The sequence below is a fragment of the Actinomadura syzygii genome, assembly GCF_008085905.1.
In the GTDB taxonomy this organism is placed as follows: Bacteria; Actinomycetota; Actinomycetes; order Streptosporangiales; family Streptosporangiaceae; genus Spirillospora; species Spirillospora syzygii.
Genome location: NZ_VSFF01000017.1, coordinates 78,503 through 94,883, shown reverse-complemented (window position 1 = coordinate 94,883; position 16,381 = coordinate 78,503). Strand labels below are relative to the sequence as shown.

Sequence of the window (16,381 nt, the reverse complement as noted above, 5' to 3'; positions counted from 1 at the left end):
CTGTCACGCGACAGCAGCCGGATCGATCCCTTGACACTCGGCGCACCGCTCCCGCCGCCGCTCCGGACCACGACCAGGACCACGCCGCATCACCAACAGGTCCACCCGGGACGACACCCAGGACCACCCACGGCCAAGGCATGCATCGCAGGTCGCAACGGCTGGGGGGTTCGCTGAGGTGTTCTGCAAGGTGGGACTCCTTGACCGCTCTCGGAACGTCGCGCCACGACGTTAAGAGCGGATCAAGCAAACAACCCGAACTCTCAGTTCGGGTTGACTCCCAGTCCGGGTCCTACGCGGCAACCAAGCCGATGCGGCGCGCCAACGCCCGCGCCTGGGGAGCCATGCTCGGACGAGCCCGTTTGAGCAGCCCGCGCACCAGATCACGCGCCAGCACGTTGTACCGCAGATCCTCCGGACCGCTGGCCTCAGCGTTCATCAGGTGCAGCAACACCGCCGCATCGTCCCGGCGCTGCTCGTGCAGCCGCGCCAGCTCCAGATAGAACGTGGTCTGCCGCTCCAGCGACGGCGATGAGGTCACGTCGATGCGATCGGCGATGCTCAGCCCCTCCGCTGACTCGCCCGCCTCCATCTCGATGCTCATCGCATGCAGATGGACGTTCGTCGGCCCGAACACCGTCCACAGCACATTGCCTTCACCGGAAGCCTCAGCCGCTGGCAGGGCATGTTTCCGTATCCGATCCCGAGCCGCCCAGGCATCCCCCTGACGCACCGCGGTAACCGATGCCACGAGCCACAACGCTCCCGTCATCGCAACCCAGTCCGGCCCGTCACCCAAGCGCGGCTTGAGTTCCTCAATCGCATGCACGGCCGTATCCTCGGCCGCTTCCGCCTCATTCTGCGCGATCAGGATGTGCCCGAGATTCCAGTGCGCTCCCGCAATCCGCAGCGGATCATCTGTCTCATACGCCGCCGCAATAGCCCGATCAGCAGCCACCAACGACAGATCCGCCCGCCCGATCCGCTTTGCGAATGTCCGCAGCAGGAAGTACATGTCCGACGACAGCCGAGCCGCTTCCCGCCGCTGCTCAGCCTCACCGAACGCCCGAAACGACCGAGCCGCTGCCTGGACGTCTGACAGCAGGGCCGGGAAGATCGCGGCCCCCTCCGTGTACCGCTTAGGCGACGTCTGCCAAATCTCCCAGGCCGCGTCAACCCTGTGCCGCAACCCGGCAAGGTCGACGTCCTCACCACTTTCCGAGCCACCGAACGACATCATCCGTCGATGCAACTCCGACGCCACTGGATGAATAGTGCCGTTCTGCTCAAACTGCGGTTCCCCCAACAGAACAGACACCTGAACACCCAGAATCCGAGCGAACTTGTGCAACAGCCCGATAGTGGGAGTCTTCGCACCCCGCTCAATCTGCGAGACGTAATCCTCGCTCACACCAGCCAGCCCAGCGATCACGGCCTGTGTCTTGTTGCGTCCTTGTCGGTAGAACCGCAGACGCTCGCCGATGCCGATCTCTTCCGACTCAGACACGTTCACTCCCGTAGGGCGGGAAGACTGGGCAGAACCAGGGTAGGCAGCCAGGCACCGGAACCGCAGCCCGTGAAGGACGTGACAGCGTGCACAAGCTCATCCTGTGGGACATCGACCACACGCTCCTAGAGACCGGCGGCGTAGGGGGCGAAGTCTTCAAGGACGCATTCGAGCAGGTCACGGGCCACCACATCGACCGCCTAGCCGACGTCACCGGCCGCACCGAACAAGTCATCTTCCGCGAAACCCTCGACCTCTACGGCATCGAGGACCCAGGCGACTACTTCCCCAAATTCGTCGAGGCACAGGCCGCCGGCTACCGCGCCCGAGCCGACGAGATGCGCAGACGAGGCCGAGCCCTCCCCGGAGCCCGCGAAGCCCTGCAAGCCTTCGCCGAACTGCCGACCATCACTCAAACCGCCCTGACTGGCAACCCCAAGCCCTCAGCCATCGCCAAGCTGGAAACCTTCAATCTCACCAAGTGGCTAGACCTGGACATAGGCGCCTACGGCACTGACGACTCGGTCCGTCCCAGGCTCGTCGCGATCGCCCAGGCTCGTGCTGCCGCACGTACCGGCCAAACCTACGTGCGCGAAACCACTTACGTCATCGGCGACACAGTGAGCGATGTAGAAGCTGCCCGTAAAGGCGGCGCGAAGATAATTGCCATAGCTTCAGGGCGAACGAGCGTCAAGGAATTGAGGGACGCTGAAGCGGACACCGTTTTGGAAAATCTGACCGAGACCGCCATTCTACTTCAACACGTAAATGCCCAGCATATCGGGTAAGTCAAATAACGAAACTAATTTCTCAATCGACTGTCGGTCGACGATTGTCGCTCAGCGGCCCCCAGCATTGAAGTCAGCGATACAGCCCGGAAGTTCGGCCAGCGAATCAATCCGCATCGTCGGAACGCGGTCGGCTTCCGGGTCGTCCTGTTGGATGATCCCCCACGGCCCCCGCCGGATCAGCGCCGTCCGCAACCCCACCTCAGCCGCGGGCATGATGTCGTTGTCCAACCGGTCACCCACGTACAGCACCTCCCCGGCATCACACGGCGCGGCCTCCACCACACACCGGAAGAACCCCGGATCAGGCTTGGACACACCCCAGTCATCCGACGTGGCGACCATGTCGCACGGCAACTCCAACGACCGCAGGATGCCACCGGCCCGCACCGTCTGATTCCCCGCGATCCCCACCCACAGCCCATCCCCCCGAAGCTTGGCCAGCGCCGGACGCGCATCCGGGTACAAGTCCTCTTCCCCGAACGTCTCAGGCCGCCCAGCCCTCACCCGCTCCTCACGCTGCCCCGACAGGTCAAACCCCGGCGCGAACACCTGGAACGTCTCCCGGTAGTCCAACCCCCGAGCGATCACCGCCCCGAACATCGCCGAAAACGTATGCCGAGGAACCCCCAACCAGTCAGCCCACGTCCCATACTCCCGAGTCTCATTAACCAGACACTCACCCACATCAAACACAACAGCCCGAATCACGCTGCCCACCTTACGGCTGGGCCCCCCCAACACCGACCCAGCCAGCCAAACACCGCACCCCAGCTAGATGAGCAAGATCCTCACGCCTTCAAGGGCGCCTGCTACACATCCGCCAGTGGGCTCGGCGGGCATGCGGCCTCTTCGAGCCGGTCCCGCCGAGCCCGCTAATCAGCGCCGCCCAGAATTCCTGATCTGAACCGTAGCCATTGGGGTCAAGACGTCCACCGGAGGGATCCTCCCCCGGGATGATGGGCTCTCAGCTAGACGCAACCCCATCCATGCCGGATTAGGTCGTGGCGGAACCTCAGCATGCCCCTTTACGTCACAATGGGACACGGCCGGTGGTGCACACCACCTAGGTTCTCAACAGGTGAAGGTGAAGCATGCAGGAGATCAACGCTCTGGTGCTCTTCCACCGGCGCGTCCCCGACAAGATCCTCACGGGTATCAGCGCAGGACTCGGCGAGTATGGCATTGATGCTCAAGCAGAGGATGAAGGTAATGAAGGCGGGCCCGTCTACATCCTTCTAACCATCTCCGTGGCGGCAATGCCGTTCTTCAACGCTTTCATGACTAAGGCAGGTGAGGACGCTTGGGCAACGTTCAAGAAAATGTTCTTCCTGGCGGCTGGGGATGGAGCTGGACGCCAATCACAGCCCGGCATTATGCTGGAAGATAATCAAACGCAAATCAAAATTAAAATCACCGGCGACATACCAGAGTCAGCCTTTTTGAACTTGGTTTACATTCTCGAAGGAAGCGGCGGCGTTCATCGCGGAATTCATACCTTGGAGTGGAGCCAGCGCTGGCAACGCTGGATAACCCACACGTTTGCGCTCGGACATGAAATCGTAAGGCGAGTACCGCCGCGGCCGTCCAGGCATGGGGAACGTGGAAACACGCCTACATTGGCAGATGTGCCACAGAACGAGATCGCCTGGATCCGGGACCGGGCCTACCGAGCCCGCTCAGTCATCTCGCGACAGCGCGCACATATCCTAGATTCACGCATCGAAGGATCGGATCCCGAAAGTATAGCCGGGTTCCTTGTACTAAGCACCGAACTCGTCGAAGCGGTCATCCACGACTTCAACCGCAGTGGCCGCGACGCTGTCAAGCCGGAGTACAACGGGGTCACACCCGTGATAGTGGATGACGACATCGCCGAGGAGATTATTTTCGTGGCCCAAGAAAAACCGTCAGTCTACCGATCACGTGCTCGACAATGGACAATTCCCCGATTGAGTGAGATATTGGTGCGCGAGGGCGTCATTGAAGACATCAATCATCCTTCACTTTACTCTTTTTTGGCCTCCAATGACCTGCACATACCCCTCGCATGAATATTGCGAGGTATTTTGGTCGGTATAGCTAGACTGCTGACCACAATTAAATCGCCCTTACTGGCCTGGGGTGACCCCAAAAGCCCAAATCCCCACCCTCGTTGCTCCAAAGGGAATTGCAGAGGCTGGAATCAGGAATTGAAATATCAATCGTGAGACTAGTCCGCCAATCAACCAGCGTCCACACTGGCGGGAGGGTGCAGGCGTCAGGGTCTTCCGACCCGGGGTCCGAACGTGTCACAACGCACCGGAGACGCGTCCCACGTGGCTAGTGGACGAGCGCAAAGAGGGCCGCGTGGGCCCCAGGCCCCTGCGGCCGGAGGGCATGCCCGCGCAAATCTGTCTCTCACCCCGGTCTTGCCGCTCGCGCGGGCGCACCCTCCGGGAGGGGCGTGCATGCTAACTGTGGTGCTAACAGCAGACTGGAAGAATCTTTAACGGGTGTGAACGCGCGGAAGGGCGCGGGGCCGGTCAGCGGACTCGTGGGGACACTGCTGGACAACCCTGATCTTGCTACGGACCAGATGCTCTGCCGAATCTGGCTGTTTTGGATCAAGGGGCGGCGGCGCTTGGGCCGCTGGCGCGGCCCCGCGCCTGGCCGCCCGGAGCGTGCGGCGTGGGCGCCGGTCACCGGGCGGCCGCGCCGGGCCGCGCATCGCGAAGCGTCCGCCAGTCTCGCCCCGACCGGTCGCCACGGGGACGCGCCGCCGCCATGGTCGCGGCCTACGACACATGACACCCATTGGCTGGTTTCCAGTGGTCGGCTGGACTGGAAGGGCGGCCATCCATGAGGCTCACGGAGCTGCCAGGCGTGCGGTTCGGCACTGGCACGTATGTTCCGGATGACCGCCGGATGGGCTTAGTACTTGGAGTATGGAGACCACGGGGACCGGGCACCACGTGGCCCTACGGCCGTGGCTGAGGGGCGGGCGAGATGTTGTGCCATTCGCGTGCCAGTGGGGAGCGCGAGGTATGCGGTTCTCACCAGGTCGGGAGCGGGATCGACCTCGGTGATCATGGTTTGAGGGCGTGCCATTCGTGTGCCATTAGGTTGGGCCGCCGGTGGACGAGGGCGCGTCTCGGATGGTGATCGGGTGCTGGTCAGAGCCGCTTTTTGGGTGATCGCGCATACTTACAAGCGAGGAGTCGGCGGTTCGAAACCGTCCGCGCCCACCCACGTCAAGGCCATGATCCGCAAGAGCGGATCATGGCCTTTGATCTTGTGAGTGGTCGGCCGAGTGACTACGCCCTCTTGGAGGCGCACGCGGGTTATAGAAGTGTCGCGTTGGGGTGGAACGGGTGCGGGGGCGGCGGCCGAACGGTGGTATTGGGGGCATGGACAGCGATCCGCGGGGGCGCGGGCCGGAGTTGATGCGCGCGGGTGTGCGGGACCGGGTGGCCCGGCTGGCGGGTACCGCCGGGGGACGGGTGCGTGGCTGGTCGCCGCCGGTGTTGGTCGGGGTGTTGTGCGGGGGTGCGTTCGCCCCCCTGGTGACGACGGGGGTCGGGGGTACGGCGCTGCTGGCCGCGGCGACGGGTGCGATCACCTCGGTCGGCGGGAACGTGCTGAGCGATGTGGTGACGTCCAGGGTCGGGCGCTTGGGGGAGCACGCCGGCGGCGAGGACGGTGGTGGGGCCCGCCTGGAGGAGGTGGAGGCCGCGCTCGCCTCGGAGATCCAGCGGTTGCTGGAGGCGGGCGGGCGGCGTGCGGAGGAGTTGCGCACCGAGATCGCCGAGGTGCTGGAGAAGGTCGGCCTGGTGGGGGTCGCGCTGGAGGAGGCGGCGCGGTTCGGGGACGGGGAGTTGCTGGAGGCGCTGACGGTCGGGCTGGCCGAGGTGGGGCGGGAGTTCGGCGAGTTCGGGTTCGTGCTGGCCGATGTGCGGTCCCAGTTGCGGCTGCTGCGCGATGGTGTGGACGAGCAGGGCGGCCAGATGCGGGTTGCGGTGGGGCTGCTGCAGCGGCAGGCGACCCTGACCCGGATCCTGTTGGAGCAAGTGGACACGATCGAGGAGCGAACCCGTTCCGGTCGCGCTCAGGCCGCCCGGGGCGAGGGGCCGGTGCCGAGGTGGGAGGGGTGCCCGTACCGGGGGTTGGCGCCGTTCGGCGAGGCTGATCGTGAGGTGTTCTACGGGCGGGAGCGGGTCACCGCGCAGTTGGTGAGCGTGGTGTCTCAGCGGCTGGCTGCGCCGGGGCTCGTGGTGGTGACCGGCGCGTCGGGGGCGGGGAAGTCGTCGTTGTTGCGTGCGGGGCTCTTGCCGGCGATCGGCCGCGGTGAGCTGCACGAGCCGGCGCGCGAGTGGCCGCGGCATGTGATCGAGGCGCCGTCTGGGCGGCCGCTGGAGCGGCTGGCGTCGGTGCTGGCGCCGATGGCGGGGTTGGACGCGGCCACGGTGCACGCGAGCCTGGCCGACGCCCCCGAGCGGGCGCATCTCCTGGTCCGGCAGGCCGTCGAAGGCGACGCGCGCCGCCGGGGCCTGCCCGCGGAGGTCGCGAAGGCGTGCCGGCTGGTCCTCGTCGTGGACCAGTTCGAGGAACTGTTCACCGTCGGCACCGCCGGTGAGGGGGACGGTGAATCGGCGGATGGCGGTGCGGACGCCGAAGAAGTCGCGGCGTTCGTGGCGGCCTTGGACGCCGTCGCGACCCGACCGTGCGGGGCCGCCGATGCTCCCGCGGCGCTGGTGGTGATCGCCGTCCGGGGTGATTTCGTCGACCGGTGCGCCGCGCATCCGGTGCTCGCCGACGCGCTGCAGAACGGCCAGTTCGTCCTGGGGCCGATGCGTGAGCAGGACCTGCGGCTGACGATCGCCGGGCCCGCCGCCGCCGCGGGACTGGAGCTGGAGGCGGGGCTGACCGACACCATCGTGGCTGGTCTGGGCTCGCCTGCGGGCGGCCTGGGCCCGGGGGCGTTGCCGCTGGTGTCCCAGACGATGCTGACGGTGTGGGAACACCGTGAGGGCGACCGGTTGACGTTGCGCGGCTATGCCCGGACGGGCGACGTCACCCACGCCGTCGCCACCAGCGCCGAGGACGCCTACGCCGGTCTCGGCGATCCCGCACGGCAGACGGCCCGCCGGGTGTTCGTGCACCTGGCCGTGGTGTCGCCGCCGGGACGGCTGACACGCCGCGCCGTCACCCGCGCCGAACTCCACCGCGCCATCGCCCCCGACACGTCCGTCCGGCTCGACCAGGTCCTGGGCGCCTTCGCCGCGCGCCGGCTCGTCACCGTCGACACGGGGACCGTCCAGATCAGCCATGACGTGCTGCTGGAGGCGTGGCCGCGGCTGCGGGACTGGCTGCGGGGCGACCTGGCCGGGCACGCCCTGCAAGCCCAGCTGGTGCAGGACACCGACGAATGGGACCGCAACGGCCGCGCCCCCGCCTACCTGTACCGGGGCCAGCGCCTGGCCGAGGTCCAGCACGTCCGCGCCCGCTGGAACACTGACCCCGGCCGCTACCCCGCGCTCCCCTCGGCCGCCGCCGAGTTCCTGGCCGCCGGCGCCGCCGCCGAGACCCGCAGGACCCGCCACCGACGGATCATCCTGGCCACTGTGGCCGGGCTCCTGGCCGTAGCCCTGGTCGCGGCCTCGATCGCCTTCCGGGCCCAGAACAACGCCGACCACCAGCGCGACATGGCCGTCTCCCGCCAGCTCGCCGCCCAAAGCGAACTCTTCCCCGGCGACAGCACCCTGTCGGCCCTGCTCGCCGCGGCGGCATGGCGGATCCAGCACACGCCCGAAAGCCGCGCCAGACTGATCGACATCCTCTCCAGACCAGACCGTGCCGTTCTCACCAGCCAACCCAGACGCGCTTTGTCGGTGGCGTTCGGTCCGGACGGTCGAGTCCTGGCCACCGGTGACGAGGATGGCGCGCTGCGGCTGTGGGACATGGACACCCAGGGTCAGATCGGCACCCTCACCGGCCGCACCGAAGGCGTCTACTCGGTGGCGTTCAGTCCGGACGGTCGAGTCCTGGCCACCGGCGACGAGGACGGCACGGTACGGCTATGGGACGTGGCCGCCCGCCACCAGATCGGCAAACCCCTCATCGGCCACACCCGAGAGGTCAACTCAGTGGTCTTCAGCCTGAACGGCAAGGCCCTGGCCACGGGCAGCGACGATGGCACGGTACGAATATGGGACGTGGGCACTCACCGTCAAAGCGGTGCTCTCACCGGTAATACCGGCCCCGTGCGTTCGGTGGCGTTCAGCCCGGACGGTCGGCTCCTGGCGACCGGCGGCGAGGACGACAACACGGTACGCCTGTGGGACGTGCGCACTCACCGCCAGACGGGCGCGCTAACCGGTAATACCGGCCCCGTGCGTTCGGTGGCATTCAGCCCGGACGGTCGACTCCTCGCCACGGGCGGCGAGAACGACAACACCGTACGGCTATGGGACGTGAACACTCACCGTCAAAGCGGCGCTCTCACCGGTCTCACCAGCTCCGTGCGTTCGACGGCGTTCAGCCCGGATGGTCGACTCCTGGCCACCGGCAGCCACGACGGCACGGTACGAGTGTGGGACGTGCGCAGTCACCGCCAGACGGGCGCGCTCACCGGTCATACCGGCCCTGTGCGTTCGATGACGTTCAGTCCGGACGGCAAAGCCTTGGCCACCGGCAGCGACGACAGCACCGTACGGCTGTGGGACGTGGCCACCCACCACCAGCTCGGTGCCCTCACGAGCTACACCAGAGACGTCAACTCGGTGGTCTTCAGCCCGGACGGTCGGGCCCTGGCCACCGGCGACGACGACAACATGGTGCGGCTGTGGGACATGGGCACTCATAGTCAGGTTGGCGCGCTCACCGGTCACACCAGCCCCGTGCGCTCGGTGGTATTCAGCCCGGACGGCAAAGCTCTGGCCACCGGCAGCCAGGACGATGGCACGGTACGCCTGTGGGACGTGGGCACTCACCGTCAGACGGGCGCGCTCACCGGTCACGCGGGCCCTGTGCGTTCGGTGGCGTTCAGCCCGGACGGCAAAGCCTTGGCCTCCGGCGGCCACGACGGCACGGTGCGGCTGTGGGACGTGGCCACCCACCACCGGACCGGCGCCCTTACCGGCCATACCGAAGGCGTCTACTCGGTGGTCTTCAGTCCGGACGGTCGAGTCCTTGCCACCGGCGGCCACGACGGCAAGATACGGCTGTGGGACGTGAGCACCCACCGTCAGGTCGGCGCGCTCACCGGTCAAACCGGCCCTGTGCGTTCGGTGGCGTTCAGCCCGGACGGCAAAGCCTTGGCCTCCGGCGGCGACGACAACACGGTGCGGCTATGGGACGTGGCCACCCGCAACCAGACCGGCGCGCCCCTCCTCGGCCACACCAGAGAGGTCAACTCGGTGGCGTTCAGCCCGGATGGAAAAGCCCTGGCCTCCGGCAGCGACGACGGCACGGTTCGGTTGTGGGACGTGGCCACCCACCTCCGAACCGGCGCGCCCCTCAGCGGCCACATAAGAGATGTCACCTCAGTGGTGTTCAGTCCGGACGGCAAAGCCTTGGCCACCGGCAGCGACGACGGCACGGTACGGCTATGGAATGTCGCGATGCCCGATGACCTCATCGGCGCCGTCTGCGCGGCAGCGGGACGAACGATGACACGCGCCGAATGGGCCCGGTACGTTCCCCCCGGCCCCAAGTTCCGGAGAATCTGCTCCTGACCGGCAGTGACACTCAGGCTCCGCCGACGTGCCTACATGGGTATTACCCCGAGGTTGACCACTGTCCCGCCGCAGCTGGTCGGGAAGTTGTTCAACGTGCATCCGACCTCAAGGAGTTGATCGGTGTTCGTGCGCACGGTGACGAACACATTGCTGGTGCCCTGAATTGCCACCGACGCGCAATCCACTGTCACGGCGCCAAATGCTGCGGTGAAGTCGGTCAGCGGAGTAGGCGTAGGCGGAGTTGTGGCCTCGTTGACCGTTTGGCCGAACACCTTCCCATTGCGAACGGCCACGACCGCCTTCGTCTGCCCTGCGGCGGCCGCTGTACTGACGCACTTGGATGGCCCCGCTGCTCCGGTTGCTCCCGTCGCTCCCGTGGGTCCGGTGGCCCCTGTGGCTCCGATGTCGCCCATTGGTCCTGCGGGTCCCGTTGGGCCGGTCGGACCGGTTCCGCCCATTCCGGCGGGGCCGGTCGGTCCGGTAGGTCCGGTCGGGCCGGTGGGCCCTGGCTTCTTGCCGGGACACACGATCTCATGGCAGGGGGCCTGGTTCGAGAATGCGGAGGCCGCAGGAGCGGTCGCCGATATCGCAATGGCCGCCACTGATGCGGGAACTAGGACGGAGGCCGTGAGCCACGTGAATTTCGACAGCTTGGGATGAATCATGACTGGTGTCCAGATCTAGGTGGGCCGATGCGCGTGATTACGCAAGTCTCAACTACCCCGCGGCCAATGGCCGCTAGACCAAGATCAGTTCTGGTTATGGCGGGATGAAGGTAATCCCCGCACGCCTGGTCGTCTGGGACGAGCGGCTTGGGCACCCGGTTACCGGACGGCCGCGTCGGGCCGCGAGCCCAGAACACTCTGAGACGGGAGCACTTCCAGGTCCCTTAGAGTGACCTGATGGAGCAGTCCGGTTTGGAGCCGTACTGGAACACTAACGTTGCGCGTCATCCGGGCATTCTGCGTGCTGTGCCGGAGGGGTGTAGTGATGCGCTGGACGTTGGTTGTGGGGACGGTCTGCTCGCGCGCAAGTTGATGGGGCACGCGAAACGTGTCACTGGTCTTGACAGTTCGGCGGCGATGATCAACCGTGCGCGTGAATTGGCTGGTGGGGAGCCGCAGCTCACCTTTGTTGAGGGCGACTTCCTCAGCGTCGATCTCCCGGTCGAGGGTTATGACTTCATTTGCTCCGTGTCCACGATCCATCACATGGACTTTGAGGCGGCATTGACCCGGATGCGCGAGCTGCTTCGTCCTGGCGGGACGCTGGTGGTTGTCGGCCTGGCACGCGAGAGAAGTTTGGGGGAGTGGGCGGCGATGGTCGCGGCCGCTCCGTTCGTGCGGACCATGAAGGTGTTGCGTCGTGCGCATGGGCCTGAGGGGATGCCGGTCGCCGACCCGCAGATGAGCTATGGGGAAGTGCGGGCGGCGGCGCGGCGGTTGCTGCCAGGAATGCGCTATCGGCGGCACGTCCTCCGTCGGTACTCGCTGACGTGGGAGAAGCCGCTCACTGGTTGACGTGCCTCAAACGCTCGGACCGTAGTTGGCGGCCACGGCCTTGGACGATTGCCAGCGGCTGTAAGTGGGGGATTGGGGCCAGCCTTCCGGGGAGTCCTGCCATTCCTCCTGGCGGCCGTAGGGCAGCAGGTCTATCAGAGGGAAAGTGTGGCTCAGTTGTTCGGTGCCCCGGCCGGTGGTGTGCCAGGTGCGGTAGACGGTGTCGCCGTCGCGTAGGAAGACGTTGACGGCGAAGCCGCCGCCAGGGGGTGCGCCCACGTCGGCGCCGAACGGGCTGTTCGCGGTGGAGTACCAGGTCATCTTGTTTCCGACGCGGCGTTTGTACGCAAGGGCCTCGTCGATCGGTCCCTGGGTGACGATGACGAATCTCGCGTCGTAGGCGTCCAGGAACTCCAGGCGCGCGAACTGAGACGTGAAGCCGGTGCAGCCGTCGCACTGCCATTCCTCGCCCGGGAACCACATGTGGTTGTAGACGATGAGCTGGGACTTGCCGTCGAAGACGTCGGGCAGGCGTACGGGGCCTTCCTCGCCCTCCAGGGTGTAGTCGGGCAGTTCGACCATCGGCATCCGGCGGCGATGCGCGGCGATCGCGTCGAGTTCGCGGGTCGCGGCCTTCTCGCGGGCGCGCAGGTCGTCGAGGTGGCGCTGCCAGGTCTCGACGTCCACGACGGGCGGTAGCGGCTTGGTGGTCATGGGCTCCTCCGGGGGCACGGGTTGCGGTCTATGCGTATAGACCGCGTCCGTCCGCCAGAATCATCGGCTGCGAGACCAAGACCGCTAGGAACCTCCTATGGCTGCCTGCACTGTCTGCGTGAGTTGCCCTACGGCTGTGGCCAGTGGAGCGATCGGCTCCGCGTAGGTGTTCAGGCGGTCCAGTGCGCGCCGCAGGAAGGGGAGTTGTGGTTCGTCCTCGTCGAGTTCCTCTCGCACGCGCTGTACTTCCCTGGCGGCGCCTTCCGGGTCGGCCAGCGCCGCACGGTGTTCCTCCAGCAACCGCTCGATAAGGGCCAGGAGTTCGCTCGCCTGGACGCGGTCCTCGGAGTTCTGCGCGTTGAAGGTGACCGCGTTGGAGAACGCCCGAGCATTCTGGCCGACCGCCTGGTTGGCCACGTAGTGGGTGCCGCCCACGGACACGATGCCGTGGTTGACGGAAGGGGTGGCGGGCTGCTCGTCGTCGCGCATGGTGCGATCCCTATTCGCTGGAGGCGGCGGCCATGTCGGGGTGACCCGCGGCGTTCTGTGTGGCGCTGGCGCCGGTGCCGACCGCCTGATTGCCGACGATGCTCGTGCCGCCCTGCTGGATGATGCCCTGATTGACGATGGTCTGCTGTTGGCTGCGGAGGTCGGTGGTGTCGAAACCGCGCGCGTCGAGGAACTTGCGAATGATGGCGAGGGTGTGGAGTTGGACCGACGAGATGATCCGCTCGGCATCGGTGACCTGGAAATAGTTGAAGTAGGTGGGGCTCAGCGCCATTTCCCGAATGCTGAGCCGGGCGCCGAGGTCGTACATCGGGTCCTGCGTCAAGGCCGCCAGTTCGTGCTCCATCCGCTTGCCGTGCCGGTGCTCGAAGCGGGCGTGGCGCAGTGCTTTGAGCGGTGCCTCGAAGAGTGCCGTGCCGGTGCGGGAAAGGGCCCCCAGCAGCAGTTCTCGCCGCCGCTCCGGGGTGAGCGGGTCGCGCAGGCGGTCCACGAGGTGGTAGTCGGCGGCGACCGGGCCGAGCACGTGGTTGCTGCACCGCAGGTGCAGCGTGTCGCCCACGGTCGAGAAATGCAGGAAGACGCTCGGCACCACGTCCCCGCCCCAGAGCGGGAGGTGCAGCGCGAGGTAGTGGCGGACCGTCCCGGTCGGATTCAGGATGATCTCCTGGACCGCGTCGGGCGACAGCCGCATGACCGGGGCCAGGTCCTGGTCGCTCATGAACCGTTCGTCGTCGCCGATCGTCGCGCCGTCGGCGAACACCCGGTCCTCGATGAGGAGGGACCCGGAGACCTCCGCGTCTCCCGTCCCGGGGGCGCCGTCGCCTTCGACGGCCGCGCCGAGCCGTTCGCGTACGTGATCGACGAGTTCGGCGACGGTGAACGGCGTCGGAGCGTCGGGGCGTGGTCCCCCGGTCGGACGTTCGGCGGGCAGGAGCGGCACGGCCAGCTTCCAGTTGGACTGGGCATTCGCATAGCCCATGAACGGCGTGTACCCGCTGTACACGGTGACGTTTCCGTCCTGCGCCTGCCTGATCGCGGCGAGGCGGTCCTTGATCCAGTCTCCCCGCGGGACGAGCGGCAGGGCCGGCCAAGCGAATGCCTCGCGACTCAGGGTGGTGCGCAGAAGCTCGTCGGTGGCGAGGTCGTGCCGCATCATCGTCATGGATGCGTACAGCGCCGCCCCAATGGACGCGAGCATGGCGGGGATGCCGGACATGTAGGTGCCGAACAGCCAGCTCAGAATGCCGTGCACGGGCAGTTTCGAGAACCCGGTGACGAACATGAAGGCGACGAGCACGAGTACTCCGGCCTGGACCCCGACGCGCAGGAACGCGCGCTCGTCGGGATGGCGCTGGCCGCGGGTGCTGAGGCTCCGCCGGCGGTCGGCCTGACCGGCGGCGGCCACCAGGAACGCGACGAACAGCAGCCACAGCGGTGCGAACAGGGCCACGACCCCGAACGCGCCCGCCAGCCGTAAGTCGCGCGGGTACCGGATCTCTCGCGCGGCCAGGCAATGGCGGGCCACCGCCTCCAGATCGACGTCGGGGGAGGGAGCCACGGCGCTGATCTCGTCGGCCAGGACCTCCTCTACCACCCGATCGGCGAACTTCTCATCGATGTAGGCCCCGGCGCATAAGTACCGGGTGACGTCGCCCTGAACGCTCCCGACCGGTGCTCGCACCTGCTGTGCGGTCGTCATGCCGACCCCTCTCTTTCCTGGACGAATCGACGCCCTCGCGGCGCCAATGGATCTGCCGGCGAGTCGTCCCGGCCGCCCGAGCGTCAGGAGGGCGAGGAGCGCGCCGACCGCCAGGCCGAAGACGAGGCCCGGCAGCGGAAACACATAAATGAGGAACAGTTGCGGAACGGGCGGAAAGTCTGCAAAGGACACGGTCAAAGTCGCAGGAATAAAGCCGACCAGTATCGATGGTAGTACGCCTGCGGCGAGGCAACGCGGCCAATTCAGGACGCCCTTGTTCAGCAGCCGCGATGCGAAGAAGGCGAGCAACGCGACAAACAGGACGAACTTGAGGTCTTGATAAACAAGTACGCCCCAATCCACCGGCCCGTCGGCCCACAGCCGCCACCGCGGGCCGAGCAGCCACGCTTCCAGCGCCGCGACGACGGGGCTCCCGTCGAACGACTCGGGGGACCGCCCGGTGGGCCCCTGCGTCCACGGGGCGCATATGACGAAGATGAGGAGGCACCACAACCGGATGCGTCCGCCCAGGGACGACCCCGAATGATCAAACTCTAAGTGCATTGCCGCCTACATTAGGTGATCGTCGCCTGTCGTGGGCGTGCGCGGCGAAATATCACCCTGAGCCGGGCCGGGCGGGTGTGTGACAGGAGCCCCCTGTTCGGGAACAGGGGGCTCCGGTCGGATCGGTCAGCAGAGGCCGCGCGGGTTCGACGTGCGGCAGGAGTTGCGGACGAAGCGGTTCGTCCTGCTGCCGCTCTTGTCGACCAGGTCGAACGGCTCGTTGCCGTGGAGGCGGTTCTTCTTGATCAGGTTGTCGCGGGCCGGACGGCTCTGCGGCGGGACGCCGCGGAACAGGACGATGCCTCCGGAGTAGGGGAGCCTGCCCCTGTTGTCCGTGACCGTGTTCCGCTCGACGGCGTTGTGGTCGCCGCCGAAGAAGAGGATGCCGGTTCCGCCGAGCGCGGGGACGGGCCCGTGCGCCGCGCAGGACCGGTTGTTCTTCGTGACGTGGTTCTTCCAGACCAGGTTGTTGCCCTGGCCGGTGCGCTGGCCGTCGTCGACGAGCGCGACGCCGACGCAGTTGTAGGTGATCGAGTTGTCGTGCACGAGGACGTGCCGCGCGTGCCGGACGAGCACTCCGAGCGTGTTGCCGACGGAATGGTTGTCGGAGACTTCGGTGCCGCGCGCGTTGGCGGTGTCGCCGACGTAGAGGCCCGCGTCGTCCTTGTTGTCGACGGCCCAGTTCCAGCGGAAGCGGCCGCGGGTGGAATTGAACTCCGCGATGCCGTATTCGCCGTTGTTGCGGGCGAGGACGCTCAGCACCGACAGGCGGTCGGTGTAGATGCCGAATACGCCGGTGTCCGCGAAATCGCGGACGACGAGGTTCCGGATCGTCACGCCCTTGACGGGATGACCGGCCCGGCCGACGACGCAGATCCCCATTCCGGGGTGCTTGGCCTTCGCGCAGTGGTCGGTGCCGCCGGGGCGCAGGATCGTCCGGTTGCCCTCGCCCTGGATCGTGAGGCGTTTGCGGACGATCACGCCCCCGTCGTAGTGTCCGGCCTTGAGCTTGATGACGTCGCCCGGCCTGGCCCGGTCGACGGCCCGCTGGATCGAGTGCCCCGGCGGGACGACGTGCACGTGGGCGCGGGGCGCCGCTGCCCGGGCCGACGGCGTGATCCCGGCGATTCCCGCCAGGGCGGCCGTTGTTCCGAGCGCGGCCGCAATAGTCCGCCTCATTCCTTTTCCCCCGATTCTTTTGCGCACGCGCGGGGTCCATGGCCCCGCGCGGCAACGGAATTCCTAGATCATCTTGAACCCGGAACGCTATTCCGTTGATGTGCGAGAAGTAAAACATTCCGAGGGTCTTTTGCTGGCCGGTGAGGTTTGCCGATTTTCCGGAAAGGGGAGAATTGTCGAACCGGCCCGGCGGGCGTGACGTGCGT

Annotated in this window: 11 protein-coding genes and 1 pseudogene; 5 read left to right on the top strand and 7 right to left on the bottom strand. The window is 66.7% G+C overall.

Going from position 1 to position 16,381, the window contains the following annotated elements; all coding sequences use genetic code 11:
- Positions 1–292 precede the first annotated feature (292 nt).
- A complete protein-coding gene (locus tag FXF65_RS38700) occupies positions 293–1,507 on the bottom strand; it encodes a helix-turn-helix domain-containing protein (protein ID WP_148355321.1) in 1,215 nt (404 codons plus the stop codon).
- An 86-nt stretch (positions 1,508–1,593) separates the two neighbouring features.
- Here FXF65_RS38700 and FXF65_RS38695 point away from each other — a divergent pair, with 86 nt between their 5' ends.
- Entirely contained in the window at positions 1,594–2,295 is a 702-nt protein-coding gene (locus FXF65_RS38695) for an HAD family hydrolase (RefSeq protein ID WP_148355319.1), read from the top strand.
- Positions 2,296–2,346: 51 nt separating this feature from the next.
- On the opposite strand, the gene FXF65_RS38690 is transcribed toward FXF65_RS38695, so the two are convergent.
- Positions 2,347–2,991 (bottom strand): HAD family hydrolase, encoded by a 645-nt coding sequence (locus tag FXF65_RS38690; protein ID WP_342787841.1) that lies wholly within the window; start codon positions 2,989–2,991, stop codon positions 2,347–2,349.
- A 398-nt stretch (positions 2,992–3,389) separates the two neighbouring features.
- Here FXF65_RS38690 and FXF65_RS38685 point away from each other — a divergent pair, with 398 nt between their 5' ends.
- The 3 genes and pseudogenes from FXF65_RS38685 (at position 3,390) to FXF65_RS38675 (ending at position 10,010) form a co-directional block, all read left to right on the top strand.
- The gene (locus tag FXF65_RS38685) at positions 3,390–4,349 is read left to right on the top strand and encodes a hypothetical protein (RefSeq protein WP_148355315.1); all 960 of its coding nucleotides are present in this window, start codon (positions 3,390–3,392) and stop codon (positions 4,347–4,349) included.
- 1,070 nt (positions 4,350–5,419) lie between these two features.
- A pseudogene (locus FXF65_RS38680) lies at positions 5,420–5,522 on the top strand.
- Between the two features lie 162 nt (positions 5,523–5,684).
- Positions 5,685–10,010: an nSTAND1 domain-containing NTPase gene (locus FXF65_RS38675; RefSeq protein ID WP_148355314.1), complete on the top strand. Its 4,326-nt coding sequence runs from the start codon at positions 5,685–5,687 to the stop codon at positions 10,008–10,010.
- 32 nt (positions 10,011–10,042) lie between these two features.
- On the opposite strand, the gene FXF65_RS44250 is transcribed toward FXF65_RS38675, so the two are convergent.
- A complete protein-coding gene (locus tag FXF65_RS44250; RefSeq protein ID WP_187412758.1) occupies positions 10,043–10,306 on the bottom strand; it encodes a hypothetical protein in 264 nt (87 codons plus the stop codon).
- Positions 10,307–10,915: 609 nt separating this feature from the next.
- On the opposite strand from FXF65_RS44250, the gene FXF65_RS38665 reads away from it, so the two are divergent.
- On the top strand, positions 10,916–11,533 hold the full coding sequence (locus FXF65_RS38665) for a class I SAM-dependent methyltransferase (protein WP_148355312.1): 618 nt from the start codon (positions 10,916–10,918) through the stop codon (positions 11,531–11,533).
- 6 nt (positions 11,534–11,539) lie between these two features.
- Here the strand turns inward: FXF65_RS38665 and FXF65_RS38660 are convergent, their stop codons facing one another.
- From FXF65_RS38660 to FXF65_RS38645, 4 genes are all read right to left on the bottom strand, one after another.
- Positions 11,540–12,226: a DUF899 domain-containing protein gene (locus FXF65_RS38660; RefSeq protein ID WP_148355310.1), complete on the bottom strand. Its 687-nt coding sequence runs from the start codon at positions 12,224–12,226 to the stop codon at positions 11,540–11,542.
- An 84-nt stretch (positions 12,227–12,310) separates the two neighbouring features.
- A complete protein-coding gene (locus FXF65_RS38655; RefSeq protein ID WP_148355308.1) occupies positions 12,311–12,715 on the bottom strand; it encodes a hypothetical protein in 405 nt (134 codons plus the stop codon).
- Positions 12,716–12,725: 10 nt separating this feature from the next.
- On the bottom strand, positions 12,726–14,996 hold the full coding sequence (locus FXF65_RS38650; protein WP_148355306.1) for a hypothetical protein: 2,271 nt from the start codon (positions 14,994–14,996) through the stop codon (positions 12,726–12,728).
- A 126-nt stretch (positions 14,997–15,122) separates the two neighbouring features.
- Complete coding sequence (locus FXF65_RS38645; RefSeq protein ID WP_148355305.1) at positions 15,123–16,175, bottom strand: right-handed parallel beta-helix repeat-containing protein; 1,053 nt, start codon at positions 16,173–16,175, stop codon at positions 15,123–15,125.
- Between the last annotated feature and the right edge of the window lie 206 nt (positions 16,176–16,381).

Excerpts from the sequence above, each read along its gene's own strand:
- FXF65_RS38675 (WP_148355314.1), top strand. The coding sequence starts at position 5,685 with ATGGACAGCGATCCGCGGGGGCGCGGGCCGGAGTTGATGCGCGCGGGT.
- FXF65_RS38645 (WP_148355305.1), bottom strand. The coding sequence starts at position 16,175 with ATGAGGCGGACTATTGCGGCCGCGCTCGGAACAACGGCCGCCCTGGCG.
- FXF65_RS38655 (WP_148355308.1), bottom strand. The coding sequence starts at position 12,715 with ATGCGCGACGACGAGCAGCCCGCCACCCCTTCCGTCAACCACGGCATC.
- FXF65_RS38685 (WP_148355315.1), top strand. The coding sequence starts at position 3,390 with ATGCAGGAGATCAACGCTCTGGTGCTCTTCCACCGGCGCGTCCCCGAC.
- FXF65_RS38650 (WP_148355306.1), bottom strand. The coding sequence starts at position 14,996 with ATGCACTTAGAGTTTGATCATTCGGGGTCGTCCCTGGGCGGACGCATC.
- FXF65_RS38660 (WP_148355310.1), bottom strand. The coding sequence starts at position 12,226 with ATGACCACCAAGCCGCTACCGCCCGTCGTGGACGTCGAGACCTGGCAG.
- FXF65_RS38665 (WP_148355312.1), top strand. The coding sequence starts at position 10,916 with ATGGAGCAGTCCGGTTTGGAGCCGTACTGGAACACTAACGTTGCGCGT.